This is a genomic window from Streptomyces racemochromogenes (assembly GCF_044129415.1).
Classification (GTDB): Bacteria; Actinomycetota; Actinomycetes; order Streptomycetales; family Streptomycetaceae; genus Streptomyces; species Streptomyces racemochromogenes_A.
Window position 1 is genome coordinate 1 of the sequence record NZ_JBBDHD010000061.1, and the last position, 14,524, is coordinate 14,524.

The window sequence follows — 14,524 nt, forward strand, 5'->3', positions numbered from 1 at the left end:
AAGATAACGGAGGAAACCTCTATGGCATATGGTTTTTTGGGTTGTGTTTTTTTTTTTAAAGGTAGCGCCTTGACCCGGGGCCCGCGCGGGGGGGGCGGGCCGGGGGGGGGGGGGGGGGCCGGACCCTGCGGGGCTCGTCCCCCACCGGCCCGTCCTCCGTTCCCACCCCGACCGCCGGTGCGGCTGCACACGGCGCCACCGCGCCCCCGCCCCGGACGCCGACGGGGCTGTAGCCGCCCCGCGCAGCGGGAAGCCGGGCGGCGGTGCGGTTCGTTGTCGTAAGGCGCCAGTAGGGTGGTTGGCATGGCCGACCCTTCCAGCTACCGCCCCAAGCCCGGGGAGATCCCCGACTCCCCTGGGGTCTACAAGTTCCGCGACGCGCACCGCCGGGTGATCTACGTCGGGAAGGCCAAGAGCCTGCGCCAGCGACTGGCCAGCTACTTCCAGGACCTCGCCGGCCTGCACCCCCGGACCGCCACGATGGTCACCACCGCCGCCTCGGTCGAGTGGACCGTCGTCTCCACCGAGGTCGAGGCGCTCCAGCTGGAGTACTCCTGGATCAAGGAGTTCGACCCCCGGTTCAACGTCAAGTACCGGGACGACAAGAGCTACCCCTCCCTCGCGGTCACCCTGAACGAGCAGTTCCCGCGCGTGCAGGTCATGCGGGGACCCAAGAAGAAGGGCGTGCGGTACTTCGGGCCGTACGGGCACGCCTGGGCGATCCGCGAGACCGTCGACCTCATGCTGCGCGTGTTCCCCGTGCGGACCTGCTCCGCCGGGGTGTTCAAGCGGTCCGCCCAGATCGGGCGGCCCTGCCTGCTCGGCTACATCGGCAAGTGCTCGGCGCCCTGCGTCGGCCGGATCAGCCCCGAGGACCACCGCGAACTCGCCGAGGAGTTCTGCGACTTCATGGCCGGCCGCACCGGCGCCTACCTCTCCCGGCTGGAGAAGGAGATGCACGCGGCGGCCGAGGAGATGGAGTACGAGAAGGCCGCCCGGCTGCGCGACGACATAGGGGCCCTGCGCCGGGCCATGGAGAAGAACGCCGTCGTCCTCGCCGACGCCACCGACGCCGACCTGATCGCCGTCGCCGAGGACGAGCTCGAAGCGGCCGTGCAGATCTTCCACGTGCGCGGCGGCCGGGTCCGCGGCCAGCGCGGCTGGGTCACCGACAAGGTCGAGGCCGTCGACACCGCCGGGCTCGTCGAGCACGCCCTCCAGCAGCTGTACGGCGAGGAGAGCGGCGAGAGCGTGCCCAAGGAGGTCCTCGTCCCGGTGGTGCCCGAGGACGCGGCCGCGCTGGGGCAGTGGCTCGCCGGGCGGCGCGGCTCGCAGGTCAGCCTGCGCGTCCCGCAGCGCGGCGACAAGAAGTCCCTGATGGAGACCGTCCACCGCAACGCCCAGCAGTCCCTCGCCCTGCACAAGACCAAGCGCGCCAGCGACCTCACCACCCGCTCCCGGGCCCTGGAGGAGATCGCCGAGGCCCTGGAGCTGGACGGCGCGCCCCTGCGCATCGAGTGCTTCGACATCTCCCACCTGCAAGGGGAGGACGTCGTCGCCTCCATGGTCGTCTTCGAGGACGGGCTCCCCCGGAAGAGCGAGTACCGCAGGTTCCAGATCAAGGGCTTCGAGGGGCAGGACGACGTCCGGTCCATGCACGAGGTCGTCTCGCGCCGGTTCCGGCGCTACCTCCAGGAGAAGCTCAAGACGGGGGAGTGGTCCCCCGAGGACGGCGAGCCCGAGGACGACGGGCGCCCCAAGCGGTTCGCCTACCCGCCGCAGCTCGTCGTGGTCGACGGGGGGCAGCCGCAGGTGGCGGCGGCCCGGCGGGCGCTGGACGAGCTCGGCGTCGACGACGTCGCCGTGTGCGGCCTCGCCAAGCGGCTGGAGGAGGTCTGGCTGCCCGGCGAGGACGACCCCGTCGTCCTGCCCCGCACCAGCGAGGGCCTGTACCTGCTCCAGCGCGTACGTGACGAAGCCCACCGCTTCGCCATCCAGTACCAGCGCAGCAAGCGCGGAAAGCGCCTGAAGGCGGGCCCCCTGGACGAGGTGCCCGGCCTCGGCGAGAGCCGCAGGCAGGCCCTCGTGAAGCACTTCGGTTCGGTGAAGAAGCTGAGACAGGCGACAATCGACCAGATCTGCGAGGTGCCGGGGATAGGCCGCAAGACGGCCGAGACCGTGGCCGCGGCCCTCGCCCAGGCGGTTCCCGCCGGTCCTGCCGTCAACACGGCGACAGGAGAGATCATTGAGGACGAGGCCCCCGCGCCGGCGGGGACCGCGTCCGAACGGGGGACCGAGCAATGACCGAGCACGAGACCGAGCACGACCGAGACGGAGCACAGGTGAGTACGGGCACGACAGCTGAGCCCGGCGACAACGCCGAGGGGGCCATCCCCGAGCTGGTGATCATCTCCGGTATGTCCGGAGCCGGCCGCAGCACGGCGGCCAAGTGCCTGGAGGACCTCGGCTGGTTCGTCGTCGACAACCTGCCGCCCGCGCTGATCCCCACCATGGTGGAGCTCGGCGCCCGGTCCCAGGGCAACGTGGCGCGGATCGCCGTCGTCGTCGACGTCCGCGGCCGCCAGTTCTTCGACGCCCTGCGCGAGTCCCTCGCCGACCTGGAGGCCCGCGGGGTCACCCGGCGCATCGTCTTCCTGGAGTCCTCCGACGACGCGCTCGTCCGCCGTTTCGAGTCGGTCCGCCGCCCGCACCCCCTCCAGGGCGACGGCCGCATCGTCGACGGCATCGCCGCCGAGCGCGACCTGCTGCGCGAGCTGCGCGGCGACGCCGACCTGGTCATCGACACCTCCAGCCTGAACGTGCACGAACTGCGCGCCAAGATGGACGCCCAGTTCGCGGGGGACGAGGAGCCCGAGCTGCGGGCCACCGTGATGTCCTTCGGCTTCAAGTACGGCCTGCCCGTCGACGCCGACCTGGTCGTCGACTGCCGCTTCATCCCCAACCCGCACTGGGTCCCCGAGCTGCGCCCCTTCACCGGGCTCAACGAGGAGGTGTCGGGCTACGTCTTCAGCCAGCCCGGCGCCAAGGAGTTCCTCGACCGCTACACCGAGCTCCTCCAGCTGATCGCCGCCGGCTACCGCCGCGAGGGCAAGCGGTACGTGACCATCGCGGTCGGCTGTACCGGCGGCAAGCACCGCTCCGTCGCCATGTCCGAGAAGCTCGCCGCCCGTCTCGCCTCCGAGGGAGTCGAGACCGTCGTCGTGCACCGGGACATGGGGCGCGAGTGACCGGACGGACCCTGCGGCTGCGCCGCCTGCGCCGTCTGACCCCCGGCAGGGGCGAGGACGGCGCGGGCCGCGCCGGCCGCCGCGGGGCGGCCAGGGTGGTCGCGCCCAAGGTCGTCGCCCTCGGCGGCGGCATGGGCCTGTCGGCCTCCCTCGCCGCCCTGCGCCGGATCACCGGGGAGCTCACCGCGGTGGTCACCGTCGCCGACGACGGCGGCTCCAGCGGACGGCTCCGCGAGGAGCTGAGCGTGCTGCCGCCCGGCGACCTGCGCAAGGCGCTGGCCGCGCTGTGCGGGGACGACGACTGGGGCCAGACCTGGGCCCGGGTCATCCAGCACCGCTTCCAGTCCCAGGGCGACCTGCACGGGCACGCCGTCGGCAACCTGCTGATCGTCGCCCTGTGGGAACAGCTCGGCGACCCCGTACAGGCCCTCGACCTGGTCGGAAAGCTGCTCGGGGCCCAGGGCCGGGTGCTGCCGATGTCGGCCGTGCCGCTGGAGCTCCAGGCCCTGGTCAAGGGGCACGATCCGGCGCGCCCGGACGAGGTGGACACCGTCCGGGGGCAGGCCACCGTGGCCCTGACCCCGGGCGAGGTGCTCTCCGTCCAGGTTGTCCCGGGCGACCCGCCGGCCGTGCCGGAGGCCGTCGCCGCCGTGCTCGACGCCGACTGGGTGGTGCTCGGTCCGGGGTCCTGGTTCTCCTCCGTCATCCCGCACCTACTGGTGCCGGAGCTGCTCGACGCGCTGGCGGCGACGAAGGCCCGCAAGGTCCTCTCGTTGAACCTCGCCCCGCAGCCGGGCGAAACAGAGGGCTTCTCTCCGCAGCGTCATTTGGAGGTTTTGGCCCGACACGCCCCTAAACTCGCCCTGGACGTGGTGCTGGCCGACGAGGCCGCCGTGCCCGACCGCGAGTCCCTCGCCGATGCCGCGAAGCGGTTCGGTGCGGCGGTCGAGCTGGCGCCGGTGGCCAGGCAGGACGGCTCTCCGAAGCACGACCCGGAGCTGCTGGCCGCCGCGTACGACCGTATTTTTCGGATGCATGGAAGGATCGGCCCATGGCGATGACGCCTGCGGTGAAGGATGAGATCTCCCGCCTCCCCGTCACCCGGACCTGCTGCAGGAAGGCGGAGGTCTCGGCGATCCTTCGGTTCGCGGGCGGACTCCACCTGGTGAGCGGCCGGATCGTCATCGAGGCGGAGCTGGACACGGGGATCGCCGCCCGCCGGCTGCGCAAGGACATCCTGGAGATCTTCGGCCACTCCTCCGACCTGGTGGTCATGGCCCCGGGCGGACTGCGCCGCGGCAGCCGCTTCGTCGTACGGGTCGTCGCCGGCGGGGACCAGCTGGCCCGCCAGACCGGCCTCGTCGACGGCCGGGGCCGCCCCATCCGCGGGCTCCCCCCGCAGGTGGTCTCCGGGGCGACCTGTGACGCCGAGGCGGCCTGGCGCGGTGCCTTCCTGGCCCACGGCTCCCTCACCGAGCCGGGCCGGTCCTCCTCCCTGGAGGTCACCTGCCCCGGCCCCGAGGCAGCCCTGGCCCTGGTGGGCGCCGCCCGGCGGCTCTCCATCGCCGCCAAGGCGCGCGAGGTGCGCGGCGTCGACCGGGTCGTCGTCCGCGACGGCGACGCGATCGGCGCCCTGCTGACCCGCCTCGGCGCGCACGAGTCGGTGCTGGCCTGGGAGGAGCGGCGGATGCGGCGCGAGGTGCGCGCCACCGCCAACCGCCTCGCCAACTTCGACGACGCCAACCTGCGCCGCTCGGCGCGGGCCGCGGTGGCCGCCGGAGCCCGGGTGCAGCGCGCCCTGGAGATCCTCGGCGAGGAGGTGCCCGAGCACCTCGCCGCGGCCGGCCGGCTGCGCATGGAGCACAAGCAGGCCTCCCTGGAGGAGCTGGGCGCGCTCGCCGACCCGCCGCTGACCAAGGACGCCGTCGCGGGCCGGATCCGCCGCCTGCTGGCGATGGCCGACAAGCGGGCGCAGGACCTCGGCATCCCCGGCACCGAGTCCAACCTCGACCTCAGCGAGGAACTGGCCGACAACATGGCCGGCTGAGCCCCCTCCTGCCGGGGGAGGGGCCGGGTGCGGTGCCGCAGCGCGGTGCCGCACCCCGCCCCGCCCTCCGCGGCGGGGCCGGGCGGGGCCGTGAGGCCGATTCCCGACCGGCGGGCCGGTACGCCCCATTGACAGGCGCGTCGCCCGATCGTGAGCCTGGCCCCCGAACGCTTTCGTGGCTCACGACGCCCAGGGGGGCACATGAGGCAACGCGCGAGAACGATCCTCGCGGCAAGCGCACTCGTCATCGGAACCACACTGGCCGCACTGCCCGCGGCAGCCCAGGCACAGCCCGCGTCCGGCACCGCCCCCGGAGCCGACGAGGTACGCGTCTACGACGCCGACATCACCCGCGACCAGGTCCCGCTGGTCCTCGCCACCGGCCAGGACGCCCACGAGCTCGCCGAGCGGCCGCCCGCCAGCGGTACCGCGAAGGTCGAGCTCTTCCTCACCGGGGACCAGGCCCGCGGGCTCGCCGCCCAGGGCGTCAGGCTCGCCGAGCGCAAGGTCTCCGCCCAGGGTCTGGCCCGCACCAAGGCCGCCGGGGACGGCGTCTTCCGCCCCTACAGCGGCAAGGGCGGCCTCCAGGAGGAGATCCTGCGGACCGCGCGGGAGAACCCCGGCCTGACCAAGGTCGTCTCCATCGGCAAGACCGTCCAGGGCAAGGACATCCTCGCCCTCAAGGTCACCAAGGACGCCGGCAGGACCCGCGACGGCGACAAGCCGTCCGTGCTCTACATGTCCAACCAGCACGCCCGCGAGTGGATCACCCCCGAGATGACCCGCCGGCTGATGCACCACACCCTGGACGGCTACGGCAAGGACGCCCGGATCACCAAGCTGGTGGACTCCACCGAGCTGTGGTTCCTGCTCTCCGCCAACCCCGACGGGTACGACTACACCTTCACCTCCGACAACGCCCGGCTGTGGCGCAAGAACCTCCGCGACAACAACGGCGACGGAAAGATCACCGCGGTGGACGGGGTCGACCTGAACCGCAACTTCGCCTACAAGTGGGGCTGGGACAACGAGGGTTCCTCGCCGAACCTCTCCAGCGAGACCTACCGCGGCCCCCGGGCGCAGTCCGAGCCCGAGACCGTCGCGCTCGACGCCTTCGAGAAGCGGATCGGCTTCCGGTACGCCATCAACTACCACTCGGCCTCCGAGCTGCTGCTCTACGGAGTCGGCTGGCAGGTCGCCACCCCGACCCCCGACGACGTCGCCTACAAGGCGCTCGCGGGAACCCCGGAGCACCCGGCGGTGCCCGGCTACCACCCGCAGCTCTCCTCCGAGCTGTACACGACCAACGGCGAGGCCGACGGCCACGCCGCCAACGCCAACGGCGTCATGATGTTCACGCCGGAGATGACCACCTGCCAGACGGCCTCCGCGATCGACCCGAACGACCGCTGGAGGCCCGAGGACTGCGCCTCCGGGTTCAACTTCCCCGACGACGAGAAGCTGATCCGGCAGGAGTTCGCCAAGAACGTGCCCTTCGCGCTCTCCGTCGGGGAGAGCGCCGCGCACCCGGACCGGCCCTCCTCCTCCGTCGGCCTGAGCGCCGCGGACTTCACCCTCGACCCCTTCACCACCTCCTACGCCACCCGCGACGAGGACCAGACGGTCTCCGTCACCGCACGCAAGGCGCTGAAGGACAAGCTCCTCAACTTCCGCGTCAACGGCGGCCGCACGCACGACGACGAGCTCAAGGCCTGGAAGGGCGGCGACGTCTACGGCGGCGAGGACAACAACTGGTTCGACCAGTACCGGGCGAAGGTGGACGGCGCCCGGCCCGGCGACAAGGTCGAGGTGTGGTTCACCGGCCGCGACCGCGGCAGGACCGTCTCCAGCGAGCACTTCACGTACACCGTGGCCGAGCGCCCGCGTGCGGACGTGCTGGTGATCGCCGAGGAGGGGGCGAAGGCGCAGTACGCCCAGGCCTACGTCGACGCGCTGCGGGCCAACGGCAAGTCCGCCGCCGTCTGGGACGTGGCGGTCCAGGGCGCCCCGCACCACCTCGGCGTGCTCTCCCACTTCCGCACGGCCGTCCACTACACCGGCGCCGCGGCCCCCGGCGGACCCACCCAGCTGGCGGTCCGCGACTTCCTCAACGAGGGCGGCAGGCTCGTCGAGGCCGGTGAACTGGCGGGCGGCCGGGCCCAGGTCGGACCGGCCCTCACCGACGACTTCAGCCAGTACTACCTCGGCGCCTACAGCCGGGTGACGGTCAAGGCCCCCGCCGGCTTCACCGGCGCCGGCACCCTCACCGGGGCGGGCGGCGGCCTCGGTGACGCGGCGGGCACCCCCGGCAACCCGCTGAACTCCCCGGGGGCCTTCGGCATCACCTCCGACTCCCTCCCGGCGGCGCAGTTCCCCCAGTTCAAGAGCGCGCAGGCGGGCCGGTACGCCGGGGTCGTCAACCCGTACGCCCCGTACGCGGGCACCGGGATGGCGTCGGCGCTCCACGAGGACGACGACTGGCAGCGCCTCACGCGCACCGTCGATCTCACCAAGGTCACCGCCGCCGACCAGCCGAAGCTCAAGACGGCCCTCAACTGGAACACAGAGGAGGGCTACGACCACGTCGTCCTGGAGGCGCGTACGGCCGGCGGGGAGGACTGGACCACACTTCCGGAAGCGAGCGGCTTGAGCTCCGCCACCGTCCCGGCGGAGTGCGGGGCCGGGTTCTTCGTCAACGGCCACCCCTTCCTGCGCCACTACCTCACCCTCGCCGACGGCGGCTGCTCACCGAGTGGTACCAGCGGGGCCTGGAACAGCTTCACCGGCTCCTCGGGCGGCTGGAAGCAGGTCTCCTTCGACCTGAGCGCCTACGCCGGGAAGACCGTCGAGGTCTCCCTGTCGTACGTCACCGACCCCGGTTCGGGCGGCCGCGGTGTCTTCGCGGACGAGGCCCGGGTCTCTGTGGGCGGCTCCGACCAGGCCGCCGAGGGCTTCGAGACCTCTCTCGGGGCCTGGACCGCACAGGGCTCACCTGCCGGAAGTCCCGATGTTCCCGGCGATTGGTCCAGGACCGGGGAGCTGTTCAAGTCCTTCGCGGCGGTCACTACGCGTGACACGGTCCTCTTCGGATTCGGGCTGGAGCACCTTCCGGCCGCGGCCGACCGCGCCTTTTTGATCGGCAAGGCCCTCCGCTCCCTGGACGGCTGATCGGCGACCCTCCCGGCGCTCACACCGAGTGACGGGAACCGAAGTCCCCCGGGGCCTTCGACCACACCCGTGGTACACGGCCCCGGCGGGCTGACCCCGCGAAGCGGGGGAGTGTCAGGCCCCGGCCGATTCCACTCCGAAGCTCACGGAGAGGTAGGGTCGTAAGCGGTCGGGGACATCCCATACAGCTCGCCGGCGGGACAGGCCGGCGCACCAACGAGGAGATCGGTTCGTGACGATCCGCGTAGGCATCAATGGTTTTGGCCGCATTGGCCGCAACTACTTCCGGGCGCTTCTTGAGCAGGGGGCGGACATCGAGATCGTCGGTGTCAACGACCTGACGGACAACGCCACCCTCGTGCACCTGCTCAAGTACGACAGCATCCTGGGCCGCCTCAAGGCCGATGTCTCCCACACCGACGACACCATCACCGTGGACGGCAACACCTTCAAGACCTTCGCCGAGCGCGACCCGGCGAACCTGCCCTGGGGCGAGCTGGGCGCCGACATCGTCATCGAGTCGACCGGCATCTTCACGAAGAAGGCCGACGCCGCCAAGCACATCGCGGCCGGCGCGAAGAAGGTCCTCATCTCGGCCCCGGCCAAGGACGAGGACATCACCATCGTGATGGGCGTCAACCAGGACAAGTACGACGCCGCCCAGCACCACGTCATCTCCAACGCCTCCTGCACCACCAACTGCGTGGCGCCGATGGCCAAGGTCCTCGACGAGAACTTCGGCATCGTCAAGGGCATGATGACGACGGTCCACGCGTACACGAACGACCAGCGCATCCTCGACTTCCCGCACTCGGACCTGCGCCGCGCCCGCGCCGCCGCCGAGAACATCATCCCCACGTCCACCGGTGCCGCCAAGGCCACCGCGCTGGTCCTGCCGCAGCTCAAGGGCAAGCTCGACGGCATCGCCATGCGCGTCCCGGTCCCGACCGGCTCCGTCACCGACCTCGTCCTGGAGCTCTCCCGCGAGACCACCAAGGAAGAGATCAACGCCGCTTTCCAGAAGGCCGCCGAGGGCCAGCTCAAGGGCATCCTCGACTACACCGAGGACGCGATCGTCTCCTCCGACATCGTGAACTGGCCGGCTTCGTGCACCTTCGACTCCTCGCTGACCATGGTGCAGGACGGTACGCAGGTCAAGGTCGTCGGCTGGTACGACAACGAGTGGGGCTACTCCAACCGCCTCGTCGACCTCACCGTCTTCGTCGGCGGTCAGCTCTGAGAACGTAGGGCAAGGCACCACCATGTGAGCACAGGGTCCGCTCGGCGCGATGAGGCGCCGTCCGGGCCCTGTCGCTTGCCCGTCCCATCCGCCCTGCACCTGTAACAGCCCTGTATGGGGACAAGGAGTAGAAACACATGAAGACGATCGACGAACTCCTCGCGGACGGCGTCGCCGGCAAGCGGGTCTTCGTACGCGCCGATCTCAACGTGCCGCTCAAGGAAGGCGTGATCACCGACGACGGCCGCATCCGCGCCGTCCAGCCGACCATCGCCAAGCTCGCCGAGGCGGGCGCCCGCGTGGTCGTCGCCTCGCACCTGGGCCGCCCCAAGGGCACCGGCACGGAGCCGGACTTCTCGCTCGCCCCCGCTGCCACGCGGCTCGGCGAGCTGCTCGGCGCCGAGGTCGCCTTCGCCACCGACACCGTCGGCCCCTCCGCGAAGGAGACCGTGGCCGCCCTCGCGGACGGCCAGGTCGCCGTCATCGAGAACCTGCGCTTCAACGCCGGTGAGACCTCCAAGGACGCCGCCGAGCGCGAGGCCTTCGCCAAGCAGCTCGCCGCGCTGGCCGACGTCTACGTCGGTGACGGCTTCGGCGCCGTCCACCGCAAGCACGCCTCGGTCTTCGACCTGCCCGCGCTGCTCCCGCACGCCGCCGGCTACCTGATCGCCACCGAGGTCGGCGTCCTGAAGAAGCTCACCGCCGACGTCAAGCGCCCGTACGTGGTCGTCCTCGGCGGCGCCAAGGTCTCCGACAAGCTCGCCGTCATCGACGAGCTGCTCGGCAAGGCCGACCGCATCCTCATCGGCGGCGGCATGGCCTACACCTTCCTCAAGGCCAAGGGCTACGAGGTCGGCATCTCCCTCCTCCAGGAGGACCAGATCCCGACGGTCACCGAGTACATGCAGCGCGCCGAGAAGAACGGCGTCGAGCTCGTCCTCCCCGTCGACATCCTCGCCTCCGCGGACTTCCCCGACATCAAGGGCGGGACCCCGGCCGAGTTCGAGACCGTCGACGCCGACAAGATCCCCGCGGACAAGGAGGGCCTGGACATCGGCCCCAAGACCCGCGAACTGTACGCTTCGAAGATCGCCGACGCCGAGACCGTCTTCTGGAACGGGCCCGTGGGCGTCTTCGAGCACCCCGACTACGCGAACGGCACCCGCGCCATCGCACAGGCCCTCGTCGACAGCGATGCCTTCACCGTGGTCGGCGGCGGCGACAGCGCCGCGGCCGTCCGCATCCTGGGCTTCGACGAGAACGCCTTCGGTCACATTTCCACCGGCGGTGGCGCCAGCCTCGAATACCTCGAAGGCAAGACGCTCCCCGGCCTCGCCGCCCTGGAGGGCTGAACCACCATGACGTCTGTCGCAAACGGCCGCACCCCGCTCATGGCGGGCAACTGGAAGATGAACCTCAACCACCTGGAGGCCATCGCCCACGTCCAGAAGCTCGCCTTCGCGCTCGCCGACAAGGACTACGACGCGGTCGAGGTCGCCGTACTCCCGCCCTTCACCGACCTGCGCTCGGTCCAGACCCTGGTCGACGGCGACAAGCTGAAGATCAAGTACGGCGCCCAGGACATCTCGGCCCAGGACTCCGGCGCCTACACCGGCGAGATCTCCGGCCCCATGCTCTCGAAGCTGAAGTGCACCTTCGTGGCCGTCGGCCACAGCGAGCGCCGCCAGTACCACGGCGAGACCGACGAGATCTGCAACGCCAAGGTCAAGGCCGCCTACCGCAACGGGATCACCCCGATCCTCTGCGTCGGCGAGGGCCTGGACGTCCGCAAGGCCGGCAACCAGGTCGCGCACACCCTCGCCCAGGTCGACGGCGGTCTCAAGGACGTCCCGGCCGAGCAGGTCGAGTCCATCGTGATCGCCTACGAGCCCGTCTGGGCGATCGGCACCGGCGAGGTCGCCACCCCCGAGGACGCCCAGGAGGTCTGCGGGGCCATCCGCGGCCGCCTCGCCGAGCTGTACTCCCAGGAGCTGGCCGACAAGGTCCGCATCCAGTACGGCGGCTCGGTCAAGGCCGGCAACATCGCCGCGATCATGGCCCAGCCCGACGTCGACGGCGCCCTGATCGGCGGCGCGGCACTGGACGTCGACGAGTTCGTCAAGATCGTCCGCTTCCGCGACCAGTGAGTATGCGGTAGGGCCGATCCGTCGTACCCTTGCGGGGGCCGGAGGCTGCTGGTGCAGCCGTCGGCCCCCGCTTCCTCCCAGCAGCAGACGCAAGCCCAGAAAGTAGGAATCAGCCGTGGTTATGGGGTTCTCGATCGCCCTGATCGTCTTCAGCGCTCTGCTGATGCTGCTCGTGCTGATGCACAAGGGCAAGGGTGGCGGCCTTTCCGACATGTTCGGCGGCGGCATGCAGTCCTCCGTCGGCGGCTCCTCCGTGGCGGAGCGCAACCTCGACCGCATCACGGTCGTCGTCGGCCTGCTGTGGTTCGCCTGCATCGTGGCGCTCGGCCTGCTGATGAAGTCGAGCGGCAGCTGACGGTTCCGGCCATTTCGCCCGGCCCGCTTGGTCTTTACGTAAACTGAGGCGCCCACAGCGGGTATACCCTCACGCTGGGCGGCACCATCACGCAGGGAGTTACGACCGTGGCAAGTGGCAACGCGATTCGTGGAAGTCGGGTCGGAGCCGGGCCGATGGGCGAGGCCGAGCGCGGTGAGTCCGCGCCGCGCCTGCGCATCTCCTTCTGGTGCTCGAACGGGCACGAGACGCAGCCCAGCTTCGCCAGCGACGCGCAGGTCCCGGACACCTGGGACTGCCCGCGCTGCGGGTTCCCGGCCGGCCAGGACCGGGACAACCCGCCCGCGCCGCCGCGCACCGAGCCGTACAAGACGCACCTCGCGTACGTACGGGAGCGCCGCACGGACGCCGACGGCGAGGCGATCCTCGCCGAGGCCCTCGCCAAGCTCCGCGGCGAGATCTGAGAACGGCCGCAGCAGGGGCCACACCCAAGAGCGTTCGGGGCCCGGCCCGTGGGAGTACGAATCCCGCGGGCCGGGCCCCTTTGTGTGCGTTGTCCCCCTTCGAATCCCTTAGGTTGGGGGTGGCGGGGCACAACAGGACGGAAGAAGTGGGTTGATGTCCGAGATGAACGCGGAAAGCCGCACGAGGCTGAACCGGCTGCCCGAGTGGAACGCGCTCGGCAAGCACCGGGAAGAGCTGGGTCAGACGCATCTGCGGGAGCTGTTCGAGACGGATCCGGGCCGGGGCACCGGCTACACCCTGCGGGTCGGCGACCTGCACATCGACTACTCGAAGCACCTCGTCACCGACGAGACCCTCGCGCTGCTGCGCGAGCTGGCGGCGGTGACGGGCGTGGCGGAGCTGCGGGACGCCATGTTCCGCGGCGAGAAGATCAACGTCACCGAGGACCGCGCGGTCCTGCACACCGCGCTGCGCGCGCCCGCGGACGCGGTCGTCGAGGTGGACGGCGAGAACGTCGTCCCCGCCGTCCACGAGGTCCTCGACAAGATGGCGGCCTTCTCCGGCCAGGTCCGGTCGGGTGAGTGGACCGGGTTCACCGGCAAGCGCATCAAGAACGTCGTCAACATCGGCATCGGCGGCTCCGACCTGGGGCCGGCCATGGCCTACGAGGCGCTGCGCGCCTTCACCGACCGCTCGCTGACCGTGCGGTTCGTGTCCAACGTGGACGGCGCCGACCTCCACGAGGCCGTGCGCGACCTGGACCCGGCCGAGACGCTGTTCATCATCGCCTCCAAGACCTTCACCACCATCGAGACCATCACCAACGCCACCTCGGCGCGCCAGTGGCTGCTCGCGGGTCTGGGCGGCGACCAGGCCGCCGTCGCACGGCACTTCGTGGCCCTGTCCACCAACGCCGAGAAGGTCACCGCGTTCGGGATCGACCCGGCCAACATGTTCGGCTTCTGGGACTGGGTCGGCGGCCGCTACTCCTTCGACTCGGCCATCGGTCTCTCCCTGATGATCGCGATCGGCCCGGACGCCTTCCGGGAGCTGCTCTCCGGCTTCCACGCCATGGACGAGCACTTCCGCACCGCGGCGCCGGAGGACAACGCCCCCATGCTGCTGGGCCTGTTGGGCATCTGGTACGGCGCGTTCTTCGACGCGCAGTCGCACGCGGTGCTCCCGTACAGCCACTACCTCTCCCGTTTCACGGCCTACTTGCAGCAGCTGGACATGGAGTCCAACGGCAAGTCCGTGGACCGCGACGGCAATCCGGTGGACTGGCAGACCGGCCCGGTGGTGTGGGGCACGCCCGGCACCAACGGGCAGCACGCGTACTACCAGTTGATCCACCAGGGCACCAAGATGATCCCCGCGGACTTCATCGGCTTCGCCCGCCCGGTCGCGGAGCTGGAGCCGGCGCTGGAGGCCCAGCACGACCTGCTGATGGCGAACTTCTTCGCGCAGACGCAGGCCCTGGCCTTCGGCAAGACGGCCGAGGAGGTGCGGGCGGAGGGCGTCGCCGAGGCGCTCGTCCCGCACAAGACCTTCCACGGCAACCACCCGACGACGACGATCCTCGCGGGTGAACTGACGCCGTCGGTGCTGGGCCAGCTCATCGCCCTCTACGAGCACAAGGTGTTCGTCCAGGGCGCGGTGTGGAACATCGACTCCTTCGACCAGTGGGGCGTCGAGCTCGGCAAGGTCCTCGCGAAGCGCGTGGAGCCGGCGCTGACGGAGGGCGCGGACGTGCCGGGCCTGGACCCCTCGACGCGGGCCCTGGTGGCCGTGTACCGGAAGCTGCGCGGGCGGCAGTAGGAGCGGCGACGCACAAGGGCCCCGTACCGCTCCCGGAGACCGGTACGGGGCCCTTCG

The 14,524-nt window shown here is 70.9% G+C and carries 11 protein-coding genes; all 11 read left to right on the top strand.

Going from position 1 to position 14,524, the window contains the following annotated elements; translation table 11 throughout:
• Positions 1-303 precede the first annotated feature (303 nt).
• A complete protein-coding gene (gene uvrC / locus WDV06_RS22030) occupies positions 304-2,304 on the top strand; it encodes an excinuclease ABC subunit UvrC (RefSeq protein ID WP_395511487.1) in 2,001 nt (666 codons plus the stop codon).
• A complete protein-coding gene (gene rapZ, locus WDV06_RS22035) occupies positions 2,301-3,248 on the top strand; it encodes an RNase adapter RapZ (RefSeq protein WP_395511488.1) in 948 nt (315 codons plus the stop codon). The genes uvrC and rapZ overlap by 4 nt, the downstream gene beginning before the upstream one ends.
• A complete protein-coding gene (locus WDV06_RS22040; protein ID WP_395511489.1) occupies positions 3,245-4,309 on the top strand; it encodes a gluconeogenesis factor YvcK family protein in 1,065 nt (354 codons plus the stop codon). The genes rapZ and WDV06_RS22040 overlap by 4 nt, the downstream gene beginning before the upstream one ends.
• A complete protein-coding gene (gene whiA / locus WDV06_RS22045) occupies positions 4,300-5,295 on the top strand; it encodes a DNA-binding protein WhiA (RefSeq protein WP_030237199.1) in 996 nt (331 codons plus the stop codon). The genes WDV06_RS22040 and whiA overlap by 10 nt, the downstream gene beginning before the upstream one ends.
• A gap of 201 nt (positions 5,296-5,496) precedes the next feature.
• Positions 5,497-8,463, top strand: a complete 2,967-nt coding sequence (locus WDV06_RS22050) for a M14 family metallopeptidase (RefSeq protein ID WP_395511490.1) — start codon at positions 5,497-5,499, stop codon at positions 8,461-8,463.
• A gap of 232 nt (positions 8,464-8,695) precedes the next feature.
• The gene (gene gap, locus WDV06_RS22055) at positions 8,696-9,703 is read left to right on the top strand and encodes a type I glyceraldehyde-3-phosphate dehydrogenase (RefSeq protein WP_395511491.1); all 1,008 of its coding nucleotides are present in this window, start codon (positions 8,696-8,698) and stop codon (positions 9,701-9,703) included.
• 137 nt (positions 9,704-9,840) lie between these two features.
• Positions 9,841-11,055 carry a phosphoglycerate kinase gene (locus tag WDV06_RS22060; RefSeq protein ID WP_395511492.1) on the top strand — a complete coding sequence of 405 codons (1,215 nt, stop codon included), beginning with the start codon at positions 9,841-9,843 and terminating at the stop codon, positions 11,053-11,055.
• 6 nt (positions 11,056-11,061) lie between these two features.
• Positions 11,062-11,850 (top strand): triose-phosphate isomerase, encoded by a 789-nt coding sequence (gene tpiA, locus WDV06_RS22065; RefSeq protein ID WP_395511493.1) that lies wholly within the window; start codon positions 11,062-11,064, stop codon positions 11,848-11,850.
• A gap of 121 nt (positions 11,851-11,971) precedes the next feature.
• A complete protein-coding gene (gene secG / locus WDV06_RS22070; RefSeq protein WP_042819242.1) occupies positions 11,972-12,205 on the top strand; it encodes a preprotein translocase subunit SecG in 234 nt (77 codons plus the stop codon).
• 107 nt (positions 12,206-12,312) lie between these two features.
• Entirely contained in the window at positions 12,313-12,648 is a 336-nt protein-coding gene (locus tag WDV06_RS22075) for an RNA polymerase-binding protein RbpA (protein WP_007263454.1), read from the top strand.
• A 163-nt stretch (positions 12,649-12,811) separates the two neighbouring features.
• Positions 12,812-14,467: a glucose-6-phosphate isomerase gene (gene pgi, locus WDV06_RS22080; RefSeq protein WP_395511513.1), complete on the top strand. Its 1,656-nt coding sequence runs from the start codon at positions 12,812-12,814 to the stop codon at positions 14,465-14,467.
• The last annotated feature ends 57 nt before the right edge of the window (positions 14,468-14,524 follow it).